Origin of the sequence: Vibrio sp. 10N.222.52.B7 (assembly GCF_041474275.1) — a bacterium.
Taxonomy (GTDB): domain Bacteria; phylum Pseudomonadota; class Gammaproteobacteria; order Enterobacterales; family Vibrionaceae; genus Vibrio; species Vibrio crassostreae_C.
This window is the reverse complement of record NZ_JBFRTU010000016.1, coordinates 22614-38752: the sequence shown is the minus strand read 5'-3', so window position 1 is coordinate 38752 and position 16139 is coordinate 22614. Positions and strand designations below refer to the sequence as shown.

Genomic DNA, 16139 nt, shown 5'->3' with positions numbered 1-16139 from the left:
ACAAAATTTGATTGTAAACCTTCAAAATTTAACATTAACTTAACAAATAACTGAAGTTGAGCCTTAGATAATTGTAAAATAATTGTTAACTGCTCGATTAAGAAAGACACCTCACATTTCTTCTTAGCCTTGCATTTATAAGGTTTTAACCAAACTTTTCAGCGTCACTATACGACTGGCAACATTCTAATACAATTGATGTAACAAATAATGCTACACAGACCAGATTTTTAACGAATTTAATGTAAAAAACACTAACAAGTGCACACAAAGCTTCAGAAAAATTGACTTTCCCACGTAAGACCAGTAAAAAAATGGCACATAAACATCCTGGACGGATTAAATAATAAACAAAGGAGATTGTTATGGCGGATAAGAAAGCTACCCTTCACATTGAAGGTCAAGCGCCAATCGAGCTGCCGATTACAGAAGGTGTACTTGGTACTCCAGTGATCGATGTTCGTACACTAGGTTCTAACGGTTTTTTCACTTTTGACCCTGGTTTTCTTGCCACTGCATCCTGTGAGTCTCAAATCACTTTTATTGACGGTGGAAAAGGCATTCTTTTACATCGTGGTTATCCAATCGACCAACTTGCCAATAACGCTGATTACTTAGAAGTATGTTACATACTTCTTTACGGTGAAGCCCCATCTCGAGCTGAGTACGAAAAGTTCAAGACTACCGTGACACGTCACACTATGGTGCACGAGCAAATCGCTAGTTTCTTCCACGGCTTCCGTCGTGACGCTCACCCTATGGCTGTAATGTGTGGTGTTGTAGGCGCTCTAGCGGCGTTCTACCACGACTCACTTGATGTCAACAACGATACACACCGTGAAATTGCGGCATACCGCCTGATTTCAAAAATGCCAACACTGGCTGCAATGTGTTACAAATATTCAATCGGTCAGCCGTTTATCTACCCACGTAACGACCTAGGCTACGCAGAAAACTTCTTACACATGATGTTTGCAAACCCATGTGAAGAGTATGAAGTGAACCCTATCGTTGCTCGTGCAATGGATAAGATTTTCACTCTACACGCAGACCACGAACAGAACGCTTCTACCTCTACAGTGCGTCTTGCTGGTTCATCTGGTGCTAACCCGTTTGCGTGTATCGCAGCAGGTATCGCATCACTTTGGGGCCCAGCTCACGGCGGTGCAAACGAAGCTTGTCTGCGCATGCTTGAAGAGATCGGTAGCGTAGATAACATTGAAGAATACGTTGCGAAAGCAAAAGACAAAGATGACCCATTCCGTTTGATGGGCTTCGGTCACCGTGTTTACAAGAACTACGACCCACGTGCAACAGTAATGCGCGAAGCGTGTCACGAAGTGCTTAAAGAGCTAAACATCCAAGATCCACTACTAGACGTAGCGATGGAACTTGAGCGTATCGCTCTTTCTGATGAGTACTTTGTTTCTAAGAAGCTATACCCTAACGTAGATTTCTACTCAGGTATCATTCTGAAAGCAATCGGTATTCCAGTATCTATGTTTACAGTAATCTTCGCGATGTCTCGTACCATCGGTTGGATTGCTCACTGGAACGAAATGCACAGCGATCCGACGAACCGTATCGGTCGTCCTCGTCAGCTATATACTGGTGAAGAACAACGTGACTTTAAAGCACTTCACGAACGTGAATAGTTGCTATAAATCATAATGTTAAAAGGGGTTGATGTGAGAACATCAACCCCTTTTCTTTTGTACGCTCTCAACCCCGTCATCCTCAAGAATGCGAAGTGAACGAATAAAATAATATCGTCATCCCCAAGAACGAGGGACGAATGAGTTGGGGATCTCCTTAAGCGAGCAGATAAACTATACAGGTTACCTGCTCAATTCTAGAGAACGACGCATACACTCGACTCGTACCCCTTATCTCGCATCTGCTCTTAAACTGGGTTATCGATATCGATAAACTCAACATCCAAGCAGTGCTCTTTTGCTAACCACTCACCTAGTGCCTTCACGCCGTAGCGTTCTGTCGCATGGTGACCTGCAGCAAAATAATGGATGTCTTGCTCGCGGGCCGAGTAAGTTGTGCGCTCAGAAATTTCACCAGAGATAAATGCGTCGATACCTTGAGAGGCTGCAAGTTCAATGTAATCTTGACCGCCGCCAGTACACCAACCTACCGTTTCAATCATTTTATCTGCGTTTTCAGGAGCAATATGTAGCGGCTTACGATTCAGTACTTGATCAATTTTTGCCGCAAACTCAGCACCGGTCATCGGTGTCTTTAATCTACCAAACATAGCAACCGATTGTGGGTGCCCTTCCAAGCCACCTTCTACTTCAATATCAAGCAGTTCAGCGAGTTTGGCGTTGTTACCAAGTTCAGGATGGATATCGAGAGGTAAGTGATAACCCAAAAGGTTAATGTCATTCTTTATCAGAGTGCGAATGCGTTTGCCCTTCATGCCACGAATTGCCTCTGACTCACCTTTCCAAAAGAAACCGTGATGAACCAACAAAGCGTCTGCGTTCAGTTCTACCGCTTTATCAATCAAGGCTTGAGAAGCTGTTACACCAGTAACGATTCGCTTCACTTCTGTCGCGCCCTCAACTTGAAGACCATTAGGACAGTAATCTTTAATCTGCTGTGGCTGCAGTTTTTCGTTAAGTAGCTTTTCTAATTGTAAGTTAATCATTTTTCTTTCCAGCTTACCTTTATAATAACGTCGTTATATCAATTTACGGGTAGAATGTCGAAAGCCCCACGATGAGTTTATGAGGAAGAGATGACAGCACTGCAACGTTTTTACCAATGGGTCATCGACTCACCGCCATTACTAGAAATCAAGCCACCGGTTTCGGATCTCAGTGCATTCTCTAGCAACCATGCCATCGACTCATCACATACTTATGAGGGTAATCCTAGATTAGGTTTCCTCTACCAATATCTATGCGAGCAAGTGATCGCTGCCTCACCGAATTACTCGATAAAACACGACGAGATTCAGATCAATGTGGAAGGCAGAACTCTCGGTGCAATCGACTTTATTCTTAAAGAAGAGAGCAGCCAAAAGCTGGAACATTGGGAAGTGGCGATTAAGTTTTATCTGCTCCACGAACAAACATGGTTTGGACCCAACTCTCACGACCAATTGGATAAGAAACTCGACAGGATGCTCAGCCACCAACTCGAAATGTCCTCTTCTGCCGCCTTTGTTGAGCAATATCCAGAAATCGATGTCGACTCAAAACACTTACTGATGCAAGGTCGTCTATATACCAACCCTTTCTTAGAGCAAAACATACCGACAAAATGCTTGGGCTATGACATTAACCCAAGCCAAGTAAACGGCTTTTGGTGCTATCAAGATCAGGCTCATTTAATCAGTGAACCACTGTATCCACTCACCAAAGAGCAATGGGCAGCAGGGACGGATGATTTCAGCAGTCAGCCGATCACCGAGTTCGGTGATCGCTTCGTCCATGGGCAAACAAAGTCGGGGCAATTCTGGTTTGTGATGCCACAAAGTTGGCCACACGGTTAGTCGTCTGAGCTAACTCAGTTACCTTTTCCCGCTTATACGTAACTAACACAAACAAAAAGGGTTGATGCTTTCACATCAACCCTTCTTCTATTTACTTAGCAACTCTAGTAATCGAGATTCGATTATAGGCCAGCGGCTGCAAATACTTGGTTAACAATCTCTTGAGCTTCTGCTTCGATTGCTTTCAGGTGCTCTTCACCCTTAAAGCTTTCACAGTAGATCTTGTAGATGTCTTCAGTGCCTGATGGACGCGCAGCAAACCAGCCGTTCTCAGTTGTCACTTTCAAGCCACCAATCGCAGCACCGTTACCTGGAGCGTGTGTTAAGCGTGCAGTAATTGCATCACCAGCCAACGTCTCAGCAGAAACCATCTCTGGAGATAGTTTCTTCAGCACGTCTTTCTGTGCACCATTTGCTACCGCTTGAATACGGTTGTACTTAGATTCACCGTGTTTAGCGGCAAGTTCTTCGTAGTATTCTTGTGGGTTCTTACCTGTCACTGCTGTGATCTCAGCCGCAAGCAAGCAAAGAATCAGGCCGTCTTTATCTGTTGACCAAGGCGTACCGTCTTTACGTAGGAAAGAAGCACCTGCGCTCTCTTCGCCACCAAAACCAAACTGGCCGTTGTATAAGCCATCAACGAACCATTTGAAACCAACTGGCACTTCACAAAGTTCGCGACCTAAGTCAGAAACTACGCGATCGATTAATGCACTTGATACTAGTGTCTTACCAACAGCAACGTCTTTACCCCAACCTTCACGGTTACGGTATAGGTAATCAATACAAACCGCTAAGAAGTGGTTTGGATTCATCAAACCTTTAGGTGTCACGATACCGTGGCGATCGTAATCTGGGTCGTTACCAAATGCTAGAGCGTACTCGTCTTTAAGCGCCAGTAAGCCTGCCATTGCGTATGGAGAAGAACAGTCCATACGAACTACGCCATCTTTATCTAGAGACATGAATTGGAATGAAGGGTCAACCGCTTCACTTACCAGAGTAAGATCTAGATTGTACGCTTTACCAATTTGACGCCAGTAATCAATACCGCTGCCACCCAGTGGATCAACACCAATCTTGATGTTTGCTTTCTGGATCGCTTCCATATCCACGACGTTAACCAAATCAGCGACGTATGGCGCGACTAGGTCAACTTCTTTTACTAGCTCAGACTGTTTAGCCTGTGCGATAGGCGTACGCTTAACACCTTGCATTTGCTCAGCAATGATCACGTTCGCACGGTCTTCAATCGCTTGAGTCAGTTCAGCTTCAGCTGGGCCACCGTGTGTCGGGTTGTATTTAATACCGCCGTCTTGAGGTGGGTTATGTGAAGGCGTGATAACAATGCCGTCGGCTTTTTTTTCATTCACTAGGTTGTGCGTAAGAATCGCGTGCGAGATACCAGGTGTTGGAGTAAAGCCGTTGTTTTCTTGAATAATAACTTCAACACCGTTCGCTACAAGCACTTCGATAACCGTAGAGAACGCAGGCTCAGATAGAGCGTGAGTATCTTTACCTAAGAAAAGAGGGCCAGTTGTACCTTGCTCGGCACGAACTTCAGCAACCGCTTGTGCAATTGCTAGAATGTGGTTTTCGTTAAATGTTGATCTGTCTGCTGTACCGCGGTGACCTGAAGTACCGAAAAGTACTTTATGATCTGGGTTCGTAGCATCCGGTTGCTGTAAGAAATAGTTAGCAACTAAAGCCGGGATATTATGAAGATCTTCCTGCTGAGCTTTCTGCCCAGCACGAGGGTGCATAGCCATTTTTCGACATCCTTATATATAAAATTTTAAAACAAAAAAACCTCATAATATCTTCTTATCCATGGATATTATGAGGTTTAAATCAGATTTCGTTAAATTGAACCTGTTACTTTTTCTATCAATTCTGCTTGGAAATTCATGCGGCTCATAAGCTGCTCAACCATCTGTCTTTTTCGGCTTGTATTGTTATTAGTAATAACCCAAAAAGGACTTTGTGGAATAGCTTTAGGCTTAGTCGTGTTGCCGTTTGCTAGCAACGTCGCTTCGTTATCTGCAAAGTAAACGCGCTTACGGCCTTTTACTTGAGTTGCTTCTGAAAAGCTTAAAGGGTCGATTTTATGCAGTGTTGATAACACAAGCATGAAACGATCAATGGCTTTCTTTAGTGATGCAAACTCATCTGATATTAGTAGTGAGCGCATTTCTTTAACGCCATCGAACTTCTCTGGAGTAAAGCCTACCTCTTTGCTAACAACGATACCTTTTGGCTCAACGATCTCTTCGATCGGAGCCATGCCTTGGCTATCAACCTGTAACAAGCGGCGCAGAATATCTGAAGCGCTTTCGCCAATACGTTCTGTCTGACCCGCAATAAAACGGTATAGGTCCTCATCAACCTCAATTGTTTTCATTCGCTTTTCACAATCTCAATGTTTAAACTCTGGGGGATTATAGCGAGATCCGCGCGGATACTCTACGTCAAACCCACCATGAATAAGATAAAAATGTCAGTACAGCTCAACTATAAAATTGAAGGTGAGGGTCACACCATTGTTTTGATCCATGGATTATTCGGTAATCTGGACAACCTTGGCTTGCTCGCTAGGGATCTAAAAGCCGATCATCAGGTACTTAGTATCGATCTCCGCAACCACGGTCAATCCTTCCATAGTGACACTCATAACTATCAAGCGATGGCACAAGACGTGGCTCAACTGCTGCATGATCTTAAGTCAGAAGACGTCACTGTGATTGGTCACTCGATGGGTGGCAAAGTAGCGATGGCACTGACACAACATCTTGCGCTGCATAAATTGATTGTCTTGGATATGGCTCCGGTCGCGTACACTCAGAGTCGCCACGACAACGTATTCGCAGGCCTGCAAGCCGTGATAGAAGAAGAGCCGACTTCACGCTCAGATGCACTCAAGGTTCTCGCAAAACATATCGAGATCGATGGCGTTCGCCAGTTTTTAACCAAATCTTTGTTCAAAACAGAGCAAGGCATCATGGAATGGCGCTTCAATGTTGCTTCGTTATTGAGCAACTACCCACATATTATTGGTTGGGAACCGATCGAGAAAACCTCGGTCAAAACCTTGCTCATTAAAGGTGGGGATTCAGATTACCTCACCGCAGAACATCAAGCAGCCGTTCAGCAGCAATTTTCTAACGCAAAAGCGCATGTCATTGCCAACACAGGTCACTGGCTGCATGCTGAAAAACCAGCAGAAGTACTTAGAGCAATTAGAAAATTCATCGCTTAACTGCGCTTTTTCGTGCAGATAAATGAGAGCTGTGTAATTACTGCAGATTAACTTTATCTCACAACAGTGATATAGTGCGCCCAAGCAAAATTGGTATATAAGGTTCCCATGCTTTACGACTACATGAACATCATCGAATCTGTTGGTTTAGATCTCCTGTTTGCCGCGATTTTCTTTTTAATCGGTATGGCAATTAAGGACGTTCTCAAGCAGGGAAATGTTCCTCCATTTGGTCGTCGCATCGTATGGTTAGTACTTTTCCTTGGCTGTGCGGGTTTTATCGCCAAAGGGATAATCCAACTAAGCTGGGAAGGAACTGGGATCTAACGATTCTCTTCCGAACTTTATTACACCGACAACAGACAAAATGAAAGGTAATGATTCTATGGCAAGTGTAGGTCTCTTCTTTGGTAGCGATACAGGTAACACTGAAGCTGTTGCTAAGATGATTCAAAAGCAATTGAGCAAACAGCTCGTTCACGTTCAAGACATTGCAAAAAGCAGCAAAGAAGATATCGATAACTTCGATCTACTGCTGCTTGGTATCCCTACGTGGTACTACGGCGAAGCACAATGTGATTGGGATGACTTTTTCCCAGAGCTAGAAGCTATTGATTTCTCAACTAAGCTTGTTGCTATCTTTGGTTGTGGCGACCAAGAAGATTACGCAGAATACTTCTGTGATGCTATGGGTACTATCCGTGACATCGTTGAAGCGAAAGGCGGTACTATCCTAGGTCACACATCAACTGAAGGCTACGAATTCGAAGCATCGAAAGGTTTAGTTGAAGGCGATGACAGCCAATTCGTTGGTCTATGTATCGATGAAGACCGTCAACCTGAGCTAACTGATGAGCGCGTATCTAACTGGGTTAAACAAATCCACGAAGAGATGTGCCTAGCAGAGCTAGAAGACTAATTCTCTAGTGGTTGTTAATTGTTACAGTTAATAACCATTATGTAGATATGAAAAAACCTCCTTATAGGAGGTTTTTTGCTATTTAAAATCTATTAATTAGCACTCAGCCTCTAATGCTTCATCATCATCTCTAAATTGCGGCTTCTTTCTTACATAGAGGGTGCGTTGAATTTCTGAAACCACATTACCCTGCTTATCTTTCACGTGAATAATAAATTCGGGGAAACACTTTTCACCGAGTTGCGTCTGACGATAGATATCGTCAAGCTGCCCTTGCCTTATCTCAAAATCTGCATACAAGTCCGATTGCCCCGGCTTGATGAAGTTAATGCTCGCTTCTTTATCCCAAACATAATATCGTTCACCTAAAATTCCCATTAACATCAATGAGTAAACGGGATCGGTAAGAGAAAAGATACTGCCGCCATATTGAGTACGATTGGCGTTCTTATTCCACCAGCGTAGCTTAAGTACTGTCTTAACAACCCTAAAGTCAGTGCTAATGTGGGCTATTCGAATACCCGCTCCCCAAAAGGGAGGCCAAATATTAAGAGCAAATTTTACAATGTTGGGTTTATATATTTTTGCGAGTTGCTTATTCATAACAACATTCCATGTTCATATCAGAAACACCGTCACCTTGACTGGTCGTACCTCCACTATAAGTGAGATACTTCCAATTTACAAAACAGATTGTGATGTCAGTAAGTAACCCTTTGAAGTTCGTGGTTTATTGTTATGCCTGACTAAACTATAATGGTATTAATATTGAATTCTGTTAATTGCTGCAGATCATCAACAGGAAAGTATATGTCAGACAATAATCAAGCGCTAAAAGATGCAGGTCTTAAAGTGACCCTTCCACGGCTCAAAATTTTAGAAGTATTACAACAGCCAGACTGCCAACATATTAGTGCTGAAGATTTATATAAGAAGCTGATCGACCTAGGTGAAGAAATCGGTCTTGCAACCGTTTATCGAGTACTTAACCAATTCGATGACGCTGGCATTGTAACTCGTCACCACTTCGAAGGCGGCAAGTCTGTATTTGAACTTTCTACACAGCACCACCACGACCACCTTGTATGTTTAGATTGTGGCGAAGTGATCGAATTCTCTGATGACATCATCGAAGAAAGACAGAAAGAGATTGCTCAGCGTTACAACGTGCAACTAACAAACCACAGTTTGTACTTGTACGGCAAAAGCATTAACGGAGATTGCAAAGGCAATCCAGACGCGCATAAAGCGAAGTAGTAATACAGAACGCTGGCTTAGGCCGGCGTTTTTTATATAGGGCATCATAAAGTATCCATGAAAAGAATCCCGCTAGTTAAGGCTTTTACTTTAATTGAGATGTTGGTTGTTGTAGTGATTATTGCAGTGCTTGCTATTGTTGCCCTTCCCCGTTTTCTTAACATTCAAACCGATGGCCGTATCGCTCTGTTTGACGCTGCTCAATCTCAATTTCAAACTGCGATCACGTTTGCTCACAGTAAATGGCTGGTCAGCGGCGGCGGCAACGCTGAAATGAATGACATGCCAGGTTTTGGGGAAGACGGAGACGGCAATGCTCAATTGGACATAAATGACGTCGGCTACCCACTCGGCGTCGATAAAGGCAACCCTATGGGGCAGCCTTACAACATAGGTCAAGGTGACCAAGGGTGTGTGTCAATATGGAATGCCATTATGACAACCGACCTGACCGCTACTACAGACCCGAACCAGTCCAACAATTTTGATTTTATTACCCGCCGTCAAAACCATAGTTTTGTTGCCAAAGACGGTACTCCTCAAAACAAACTCGCGCTTTGCTACTTCATCTACACTGGAGTCGATTTCGACAGCGATCCTGGTAATGCAGGTTATGTTTTCTGGTATAACTCACGCACGGGTGAAGTAACCCAACAAGACCCTAATAATCCCTAAAACTCTGGCTCTAGTGCTTAAAACGCTAGTTGGTCACTAGAAACACCTTGGTAATCAAATTTAAGACACAAAAAAACCGGCCCTAAGCCGGTTTTTTATTGGGTCGTTTTTAACAAACTAAATACTCAAGCATTAAGCTTCAGTTTTACCCCATGTGTCACGTAGACCAACCGTGCGGTTGAAGACTAGTGCATCTGCTTTAGAGTCTTTCGAATCCACACAGAAGTAACCTGTACGTTCAAACTGGTACGCTTGCTCTGCCACACCTTCTGCTAAGCTAGGTTCAACAAAACCATTTAGCGTAACAAGTGATTCAGGGTTTAGCGTTGCAGCGAAGTCATCAGCAGCGGCTGGGTTTGGCACTGTGAATAGACGATCGTACAAACGAATCTCAGCAGGCAGTGCTTTATCAGCAGATACCCAGTGGATAACGCCTTTCACTTTGCGGCCATCTGCAGGGTTCTTACCCAATGTTTCATTGTCGTAAGAACAGAAGATAGTCGTAATGTTGCCTTCTGCATCTTTTTCGATACGTTCAGCTTTGATCACGTAAGCACCACGCAGGCGAACTTCTTTACCTAGAACCAAACGCTTGTACTTTTTGTTTGCTTCTTCACGGAAGTCATCACGCTCAATCCAAACTTCACGTGTAAATGGTACTTCACGAGTGCCCATTTCTGGCTTGTTTGGGTGATTTGCAACCGTTAACGTTTCTACTGTATCTGCTTCGTAGTTTTCGATAACGATCTTAACTGGATCCAGAACAGCCATTGCACGAGGTGCATTTTCGTTCAGATCATCACGGATGCAAGATTCAAGTGAACCGAACTCAATCATGTTCTCTTGCTTAGTTACACCAATACGCTTACAGAATTCACGAATCGAGCTTGAAGTAAAACCACGACGACGTAGGCCAGAAATAGTAGGCATGCGTGGGTCATCCCAACCTTGAACTAGGTTTTCAACCACAAGTTGGTTCAGCTTACGCTTAGACATCACTGTATATTCAAGATTCAGGCGGCTAAACTCGTACTGACGAGGTTGGCAGTCAATCGTGATGTTATCTAGAACCCAATCGTACAAACGACGGTTATCTTGGAATTCAAGCGTACAGATAGAGTGCGTAATACCTTCCAGCGCATCAGAGATACAGTGAGTAAAGTCGTACATTGGGTAAATGCACCACTTGTCAGCCGTTTGATGGTGGTGAGCAAAACGAACACGGTAGATAACAGGATCGCGCATAACCATGAACGAAGAGCTCATGTCGATCTTAGCACGTAGACACGCTTTACCTTCTTCAAAGCCACCGTCACGCATTTTTTCAAACAACGCTAGGTTCTCTTCAGGGCTGCGGTCACGGTATGGGCTCGCTTTACCAGGCTCTTTTAGCGTGCCACGGTACTCACGGATTTGATCAGGACTTAGCTCGTCAACATACGCTAAGCCTTTATTAATTAATTCCACAGCATAAGCGTAAAGCGTATCGAAGTAGTTTGATGAGTAACAAATATCACCAGACCATTCGAAGCCTAACCAGCTTACATCATTCTTAATTGACTCAACGTATTCAACGTCTTCTTTTTCAGGGTTTGTATCATCGAAACGAAGATTACATTGTCCCTGGTAGTCCTGAGCAATACCAAAGTTCAAGCAAATAGATTTAGCGTGACCAATGTGCAGGTAGCCATTTGGCTCCGGCGGGAAACGAGTATGCACGCTACTGTGTGTACCATCCGCTAAATCTTTATCAATAATTTGGCGAATGAAATTCGATGGACGAGCCTCAGCTTCACTCATCTATAGCACCTCTATGTATTTAGTATTGTCAGAGAAAGTTATCTTTCATCCCCAAGAAAACGGTCGCTTATAGCGCCAGTCAAAGATAGAAAGATCATTGTTGCTAATCATCCACAATTCTTAGCCTTTGCACAATAAGAACCGTCCGTTAATTGCGATTATTTCTGCTATTCGATGAAGAATAGAACGAACCGTGTTCGCTGGTCTTAAACTGCAGGCACAAAAAAGCCTCCCATGTGGGAGGCTTTCAATTTGACACTTACTTAAGAGTAACTTTACGTCTTAACTAAGTACTTCCCTTACTGTGGAAGTTTTACATCAGATAGGTCTTCGCCTGCACCAATAGCTTTCATTTCGCCAGCTACGATTTCAGCTAGTGGGCCTAGGATAACCTGTAGGTTGTTTTCACCTAGTTTAACCACACCTTTAGCACCAAGTTTCTTAAGAACAACTTCATCTGCAACAGAGCGGTCTTTAAGAGTTAGACGTAGACGAGTGATACAAGCGTCGATTGAAGTTAGGTTGTCGTGACCACCTAGAGCTTTCAGGTATTGACGTGCAAGGTCGCCCTTTGGTGCTTCGCCAGCAGGAGCTGCAACAGCTTCGTCATCATCTTCACGACCTGGCGATTTCAAGTTGAAAGCGCGGATTGCGAAAGAGAAAGTGAAGAAGTATAGAGCACCGAAGCCAAGACCGATTAGTAGTAGTACGAATGGTTTAGTTGCTAGACCCCAGTTCAATACGAAGTCGATAAGACCAGCAGAGAAACCGAAACCGTGCAGAGTACCAAACATGTTAGCAACTACTAGAGACAAACCTGTAAATACAGCGTGCATTGCGTATAGAGCAGGAGCTAGGAATACGAACATGAATTCTAGCGGCTCTGTGATACCTGTTAGGAATGAACAGAATGCAACTGAGAATAGTGCGCCACCAACTTGGCTACGTTTTTCAGCAGGAGCAGCTAGGTACATTGCAAGTGCAGCACCTGGTAGACCGAACATCATTACTGGGAAGAAACCGTTCATGAATACGCCAGCGCCTTTATCGCCGCCGAAGAAACGGTGTAGGTCGCCAGATTTAACTGTTTCAGTTACTTCTTTAACAGTTGCAACAATTTCTGGGTTAACTGAGTTAGCAAATTCAAATGTGTACTCTTGACCAACAACTAAAGTTTTAGCTAGTGCAGGGTCAACACAAAGTTGAGAGAAGCCTTCTGCAGCAACTACGATCTCTTGACAAGAGCCCATACCGAACCAGAAGTACGAGTTCAGTACATGGTGTAGACCTACTGGGATAAGTGCACGGTTAAGAGTACCGTAAACAAATTGACCGATAGCGCCAGACGTTGAAACTGCGTGAGCAAGTGCATCTAGACCAGATTGAACAGCAGGCCATACAACACCAAAGATTGCGCCAGCAACTAGAGCAAATAGACCAGCCATAATAGGAACTAGACGTTTGCCAGAGAAGAATGCTAGCCACTCTGGAAGACGAGTCGCGTGGAATGCATTGTAAGAGTGACCTGCGATGATACCTGCAAAGATACCGCCGAAGAATGACATATTTACACTAGCATCGATGTTTGTTGCGGTTGCTGTCAGAACAAAGTAAGCAACTGCACCAGCAAGACCTGCTGCGCCGTTACCGTCTTTAGAAAGACCAATAGCTATACCCAAACCAAACAATAATGGTAGTTGACTGAAGATTGCGTTACCAGCAGATGCCATGAATGCGATATCGAGTAAGTCTGGTTGACCCAGACGTAGCAGCAATGCCGCAATCGGAAGCGTTGCGATTGGTAGCATTAACGCCTTACCAAGCTTCTGCGCATATCCTAGAATATTCACCAGTTGTTTCCCCCTATAGGATTTTTTAGAATTCGTTTGAGAAACTTATTTTAGTCGCTCAATTTAGTCCTATTCAGTGTATTCAATTAATTTTGCTCCGCAAATTAAAACCTTACCATTTGTGATCCTAATCACCAGTTTTTACCAAATCCAGAGGTTTTTGCTAGCGAGATCATAAAACTTATTTTATCATTCAAAAAAATGAACATTTATGGATAAAATCCAAATCTAATCATTAGGCAAAAAGATGGTAACTCCGGGCTTATAGAGCACCGTGAATAATCATTATTGATGGACCTAAATGTATAATAAAAATCAATTGTTCATATGTTTTTCAACAACTTAAATCGCTTCTCATTTTGAAGCCGTTTGCCCATAAAAGATAAATCGTTACGTAAATGATGCTCGCAAACTAAGTCCGCATTTAGGTAACGAACGAATTTAAAAGATCTCACGAAATAAGGATTAGCTGACTATGTACGCGCTAAGTAACTGTAAAATTTACACTGGTAGTGATGTTCTAACCAATCATGCTGTTGTAATCGAAAACGAACTGATCAAAAAAGTCTGTCCTATCTCTGAATTGCCAGAAGGAATCGAGCTTCGCGACCTAGACGGAGCAAACCTAAGCCCAGGTTTCATTGACCTACAACTGAATGGTTGTGGCGGTGTAATGCTTAACGATGAGATCACTGCAGAAACCATGCAGATCATGCACAAAGCAAACCTGAAATCTGGCTGTACTAGCTTCCTACCAACGCTTATCACCTCTTCAGACGAAGATATGCGTGCGGTTATTACGGCAGCTCGTGAATACCATAACCAGTACCAAAACCAATCTTTAGGTCTGCACCTTGAAGGCCCTTACCTAAACGTTGCGAAAAAAGGCATCCATAGCGTCGATCACATTCGTAAATCTGACAACGAAATGATTGAGCTTATCTGTGAGAACCGTGACCTTGTTGCAAAAGTAACATTGGCTCCAGAGCTTAACGACCCTGAACACATCGAACGCCTGCACAAAGCTGGCGTTGTCGTTTCTATCGGCCACACCAACGCAACTTACGCAGAAGCGCGTCAAGGTTTCGAATCTGGTATCACGTTCGCCACTCACCTGTTCAATGCAATGACGCCGATGGTTGGTCGTGAGCCTGGCGTTGTTGGCGCGATTTACGATACTCCTGAGGTTTACGCTGGCATTATTGCCGACGGCTTCCACGTTGATTACGCAAACATCAGAATTGCGCATAAAATCAAGGGAGAAAAGTTGGTATTAGTGACGGATGCCACAGCTCCTGCAGGTGCTGACATGGAATACTTTATTTTTGTCGGTAAGAAAGTATATTACCGTGATGGTAAGTGTGTTGATGAAAACGGCACACTGGGCGGCTCAGCTCTGACTATGATTGAAGCAGTTCAGAATACAGTTGAGCACGCTGGTATCGCTTTAGACGAAGCTCTTCGCATGGCTACGCTATACCCAGCTACGGCTATCGGTGTAGAAAGCAAGCTAGGTCGAATCAAAAAAGGCATGGTTGCAAACCTAGCTGTATTTGACCGAGACTTTAACGTTAAAGCGACTGTTGTTAACGGACAATACGAGCACAATTAAGTATGAATGGCGGACAAATAGGTAACGTAGACTTAGTTAAACAACTAAACAGTGCGGCGGTATACCGACTTATAGACCAACAGGGGCCTATCAGTCGTATACAAGTGGCTGATGTAAGCCAACTCGCACCGGCAAGTGTTACAAAAATTACCCGCCAACTTTTAGAGCGCGGCCTAATTAAAGAGGTTGCGCAGCAAGCGTCTACTGGCGGTAGACGCGCTATCTCCCTAACCACAGAAGTAGAGCCTTTTCATTCTGTTGCTGTGCGTTTGGGTCGAGACTACATTCAAATAAGCCTGCATGACCTTGGTGGTCGTGAATTGGCTTTCCAACAGCAAGACCTGAATTATTCAGACCAATCAGACCTTACCCAAGGCTTGGTCAATAACCTCAAAGCTTTCATTGCTGAGCATCAACCAAAGATCGATCAACTGATTGCTATTGGTGTCACGCTTCCAGGCTTGGTTAACCCAACGACCGGTGTTGTTGAGTACATGCCGAATACCGACATCGATAACCTCGCATTAAGCGACATTATTCGCGATACATTCCATGTTGCTTGTTTTGTTGGTAACGATGTTCGTGGAATGGCGCTTGCTGAGCACTACTTCGGTGCAAGTAAAGATAGCCAAGATTCTATTTTGGTCAGTGTTCACCGTGGTACAGGTGCAGGTATTATCGTTAATGGTCAGGTTTTCCTAGGTCATAACCGTAATGTGGGTGAAATTGGTCATATCCAAATTGATCCGCTAGGCGAGCAATGCCAATGTGGTAACTTCGGCTGTCTTGAAACAGTAGCGGCAAACCCAGCTATCGTTGAACGCGTGCAGAAGCTGATTAAACAAGGCTATGAGTCTTCTTTAACAGAGCTTGAGCATATTACGATTCAAGACGTTTGTGACCACGCGATTAATGGTGATGAGCTAGCCAAGCAAAGCTTAGTTCGAGTAGGAAACCAGTTAGGTAAGGCTATCGCGATGACGATTAACTTATTTAACCCTCAAAAAGTTATCATTGCTGGTGATATTACCAAGGCACAAGAGATTGTTTTTCCTGCAATTAAGCGCAATGTAGAGAATCAGTCGTTAACGACTTTCCATAGCGGCCTGCCTATTGTAGCATCACAGATCGATAAACATCCTACGATGGGAGCTTTTGCTATGATTAAGCGCGCCATGCTTAACGGCGTGTTACTGCAGAAGCTTCTCGAAGACTAGAGAAAACAATTCTGATTTTCCGCGGGCCGTGTTTGTATAAAC

15 protein-coding genes are annotated in these 16139 nt (G+C 43.8%); 9 read left to right on the top strand and 6 right to left on the bottom strand.

Annotated elements, in window-relative coordinates; genetic code table 11:
• Nucleotides 1-365 precede the first annotated feature (365 nt).
• Nucleotides 366-1655 (top strand): citrate synthase, encoded by a 1290-nt coding sequence (locus AB4512_RS06610; protein WP_017061949.1) that lies wholly within the window; start codon nt 366-368, stop codon nt 1653-1655.
• A 248-nt stretch (nt 1656-1903) separates the two neighbouring features.
• Here the strand turns inward: AB4512_RS06610 and AB4512_RS06605 are convergent, their stop codons facing one another.
• On the bottom strand, nt 1904-2662 hold the full coding sequence (locus AB4512_RS06605) for a Nif3-like dinuclear metal center hexameric protein (RefSeq protein WP_136973706.1): 759 nt from the start codon (nt 2660-2662) through the stop codon (nt 1904-1906).
• Nucleotides 2663-2752: 90 nt separating this feature from the next.
• Here AB4512_RS06605 and AB4512_RS06600 point away from each other — a divergent pair, with 90 nt between their 5' ends.
• Nucleotides 2753-3511 carry a DUF1853 family protein gene (locus tag AB4512_RS06600; RefSeq protein WP_017061951.1) on the top strand — a complete coding sequence of 253 codons (759 nt, stop codon included), beginning with the start codon at nt 2753-2755 and terminating at the stop codon, nt 3509-3511.
• 122 nt (nt 3512-3633) lie between these two features.
• On the opposite strand, the gene pgm is transcribed toward AB4512_RS06600, so the two are convergent.
• Both pgm and seqA read right to left on the bottom strand, forming a co-directional pair.
• Nucleotides 3634-5280 (bottom strand): phosphoglucomutase (alpha-D-glucose-1,6-bisphosphate-dependent), encoded by a 1647-nt coding sequence (gene pgm / locus AB4512_RS06595; protein ID WP_372174647.1) that lies wholly within the window; start codon nt 5278-5280, stop codon nt 3634-3636.
• 92 nt (nt 5281-5372) lie between these two features.
• Nucleotides 5373-5912 (bottom strand): replication initiation negative regulator SeqA, encoded by a 540-nt coding sequence (gene seqA / locus AB4512_RS06590; RefSeq protein WP_017061953.1) that lies wholly within the window; start codon nt 5910-5912, stop codon nt 5373-5375.
• A 93-nt stretch (nt 5913-6005) separates the two neighbouring features.
• Here seqA and AB4512_RS06585 point away from each other — a divergent pair, with 93 nt between their 5' ends.
• The 3 genes from AB4512_RS06585 to fldA all read left to right on the top strand — a co-directional run bounded on the left by AB4512_RS06585 (nt 6006) and on the right by fldA (nt 7686).
• On the top strand, nt 6006-6767 hold the full coding sequence (locus tag AB4512_RS06585) for an alpha/beta fold hydrolase (RefSeq protein WP_017061954.1): 762 nt from the start codon (nt 6006-6008) through the stop codon (nt 6765-6767).
• A 108-nt stretch (nt 6768-6875) separates the two neighbouring features.
• Nucleotides 6876-7094 (top strand): DUF2788 domain-containing protein, encoded by a 219-nt coding sequence (locus AB4512_RS06580; RefSeq protein ID WP_004737900.1) that lies wholly within the window; start codon nt 6876-6878, stop codon nt 7092-7094.
• Nucleotides 7095-7152: 58 nt separating this feature from the next.
• Nucleotides 7153-7686, top strand: coding sequence for a flavodoxin FldA (gene fldA / locus AB4512_RS06575; protein ID WP_010436745.1), 534 nt, complete (start codon nt 7153-7155; stop codon nt 7684-7686).
• Between the two features lie 96 nt (nt 7687-7782).
• Here the strand turns inward: fldA and AB4512_RS06570 are convergent, their stop codons facing one another.
• Nucleotides 7783-8289, bottom strand: a complete 507-nt coding sequence (locus AB4512_RS06570) for a DUF4442 domain-containing protein (protein ID WP_017061955.1) — start codon at nt 8287-8289, stop codon at nt 7783-7785.
• A 207-nt stretch (nt 8290-8496) separates the two neighbouring features.
• Between AB4512_RS06570 and fcrX the strand changes: the two genes are divergently transcribed.
• Complete coding sequence (gene fcrX / locus AB4512_RS06565) at nt 8497-8943, top strand: ferric iron uptake transcriptional regulator FcrX (RefSeq protein WP_017061956.1); 447 nt, start codon at nt 8497-8499, stop codon at nt 8941-8943.
• A 57-nt stretch (nt 8944-9000) separates the two neighbouring features.
• A complete protein-coding gene (locus tag AB4512_RS06560; protein ID WP_032547229.1) occupies nt 9001-9618 on the top strand; it encodes a prepilin-type N-terminal cleavage/methylation domain-containing protein in 618 nt (205 codons plus the stop codon).
• 132 nt (nt 9619-9750) lie between these two features.
• On the opposite strand, the gene glnS is transcribed toward AB4512_RS06560, so the two are convergent.
• Nucleotides 9751-11418, bottom strand: a complete 1668-nt coding sequence (gene glnS / locus AB4512_RS06555) for a glutamine--tRNA ligase (protein WP_017063407.1) — start codon at nt 11416-11418, stop codon at nt 9751-9753.
• A 299-nt stretch (nt 11419-11717) separates the two neighbouring features.
• Complete coding sequence (gene nagE / locus AB4512_RS06550) at nt 11718-13268, bottom strand: N-acetylglucosamine-specific PTS transporter subunit IIBC (RefSeq protein WP_032545860.1); 1551 nt, start codon at nt 13266-13268, stop codon at nt 11718-11720.
• A gap of 475 nt (nt 13269-13743) precedes the next feature.
• On the opposite strand from nagE, the gene nagA reads away from it, so the two are divergent.
• Nucleotides 13744-14880: an N-acetylglucosamine-6-phosphate deacetylase gene (gene nagA / locus AB4512_RS06545; RefSeq protein ID WP_372174646.1), complete on the top strand. Its 1137-nt coding sequence runs from the start codon at nt 13744-13746 to the stop codon at nt 14878-14880.
• A 2-nt stretch (nt 14881-14882) separates the two neighbouring features.
• Nucleotides 14883-16097 carry an ROK family protein gene (locus AB4512_RS06540; RefSeq protein ID WP_017062194.1) on the top strand — a complete coding sequence of 405 codons (1215 nt, stop codon included), beginning with the start codon at nt 14883-14885 and terminating at the stop codon, nt 16095-16097.
• Nucleotides 16098-16139: the final 42 nt, after the last annotated feature.

What these genes read in the sequence shown, in the direction of transcription:
- AB4512_RS06585 (WP_017061954.1), top strand. Translation starts at nt 6,006, where the DNA reads ATGTCAGTACAGCTCAACTATAAAATTGAAGGTGAGGGTCACACCATT.
- AB4512_RS06580 (WP_004737900.1), top strand. Translation starts at nt 6,876, where the DNA reads ATGCTTTACGACTACATGAACATCATCGAATCTGTTGGTTTAGATCTC.
- AB4512_RS06610 (WP_017061949.1), top strand. Translation starts at nt 366, where the DNA reads ATGGCGGATAAGAAAGCTACCCTTCACATTGAAGGTCAAGCGCCAATC.
- seqA (WP_017061953.1), bottom strand. Translation starts at nt 5,912, where the DNA reads ATGAAAACAATTGAGGTTGATGAGGACCTATACCGTTTTATTGCGGGT.
- pgm (WP_372174647.1), bottom strand. Translation starts at nt 5,280, where the DNA reads ATGGCTATGCACCCTCGTGCTGGGCAGAAAGCTCAGCAGGAAGATCTT.
- fcrX (WP_017061956.1), top strand. Translation starts at nt 8,497, where the DNA reads ATGTCAGACAATAATCAAGCGCTAAAAGATGCAGGTCTTAAAGTGACC.
- AB4512_RS06600 (WP_017061951.1), top strand. Translation starts at nt 2,753, where the DNA reads ATGACAGCACTGCAACGTTTTTACCAATGGGTCATCGACTCACCGCCA.
- AB4512_RS06540 (WP_017062194.1), top strand. Translation starts at nt 14,883, where the DNA reads ATGAATGGCGGACAAATAGGTAACGTAGACTTAGTTAAACAACTAAAC.
- fldA (WP_010436745.1), top strand. Translation starts at nt 7,153, where the DNA reads ATGGCAAGTGTAGGTCTCTTCTTTGGTAGCGATACAGGTAACACTGAA.
- nagA (WP_372174646.1), top strand. Translation starts at nt 13,744, where the DNA reads ATGTACGCGCTAAGTAACTGTAAAATTTACACTGGTAGTGATGTTCTA.
- AB4512_RS06560 (WP_032547229.1), top strand. Translation starts at nt 9,001, where the DNA reads ATGAAAAGAATCCCGCTAGTTAAGGCTTTTACTTTAATTGAGATGTTG.
- AB4512_RS06570 (WP_017061955.1), bottom strand. Translation starts at nt 8,289, where the DNA reads ATGAATAAGCAACTCGCAAAAATATATAAACCCAACATTGTAAAATTT.
- glnS (WP_017063407.1), bottom strand. Translation starts at nt 11,418, where the DNA reads ATGAGTGAAGCTGAGGCTCGTCCATCGAATTTCATTCGCCAAATTATT.
- AB4512_RS06605 (WP_136973706.1), bottom strand. Translation starts at nt 2,662, where the DNA reads ATGATTAACTTACAATTAGAAAAGCTACTTAACGAAAAACTGCAGCCA.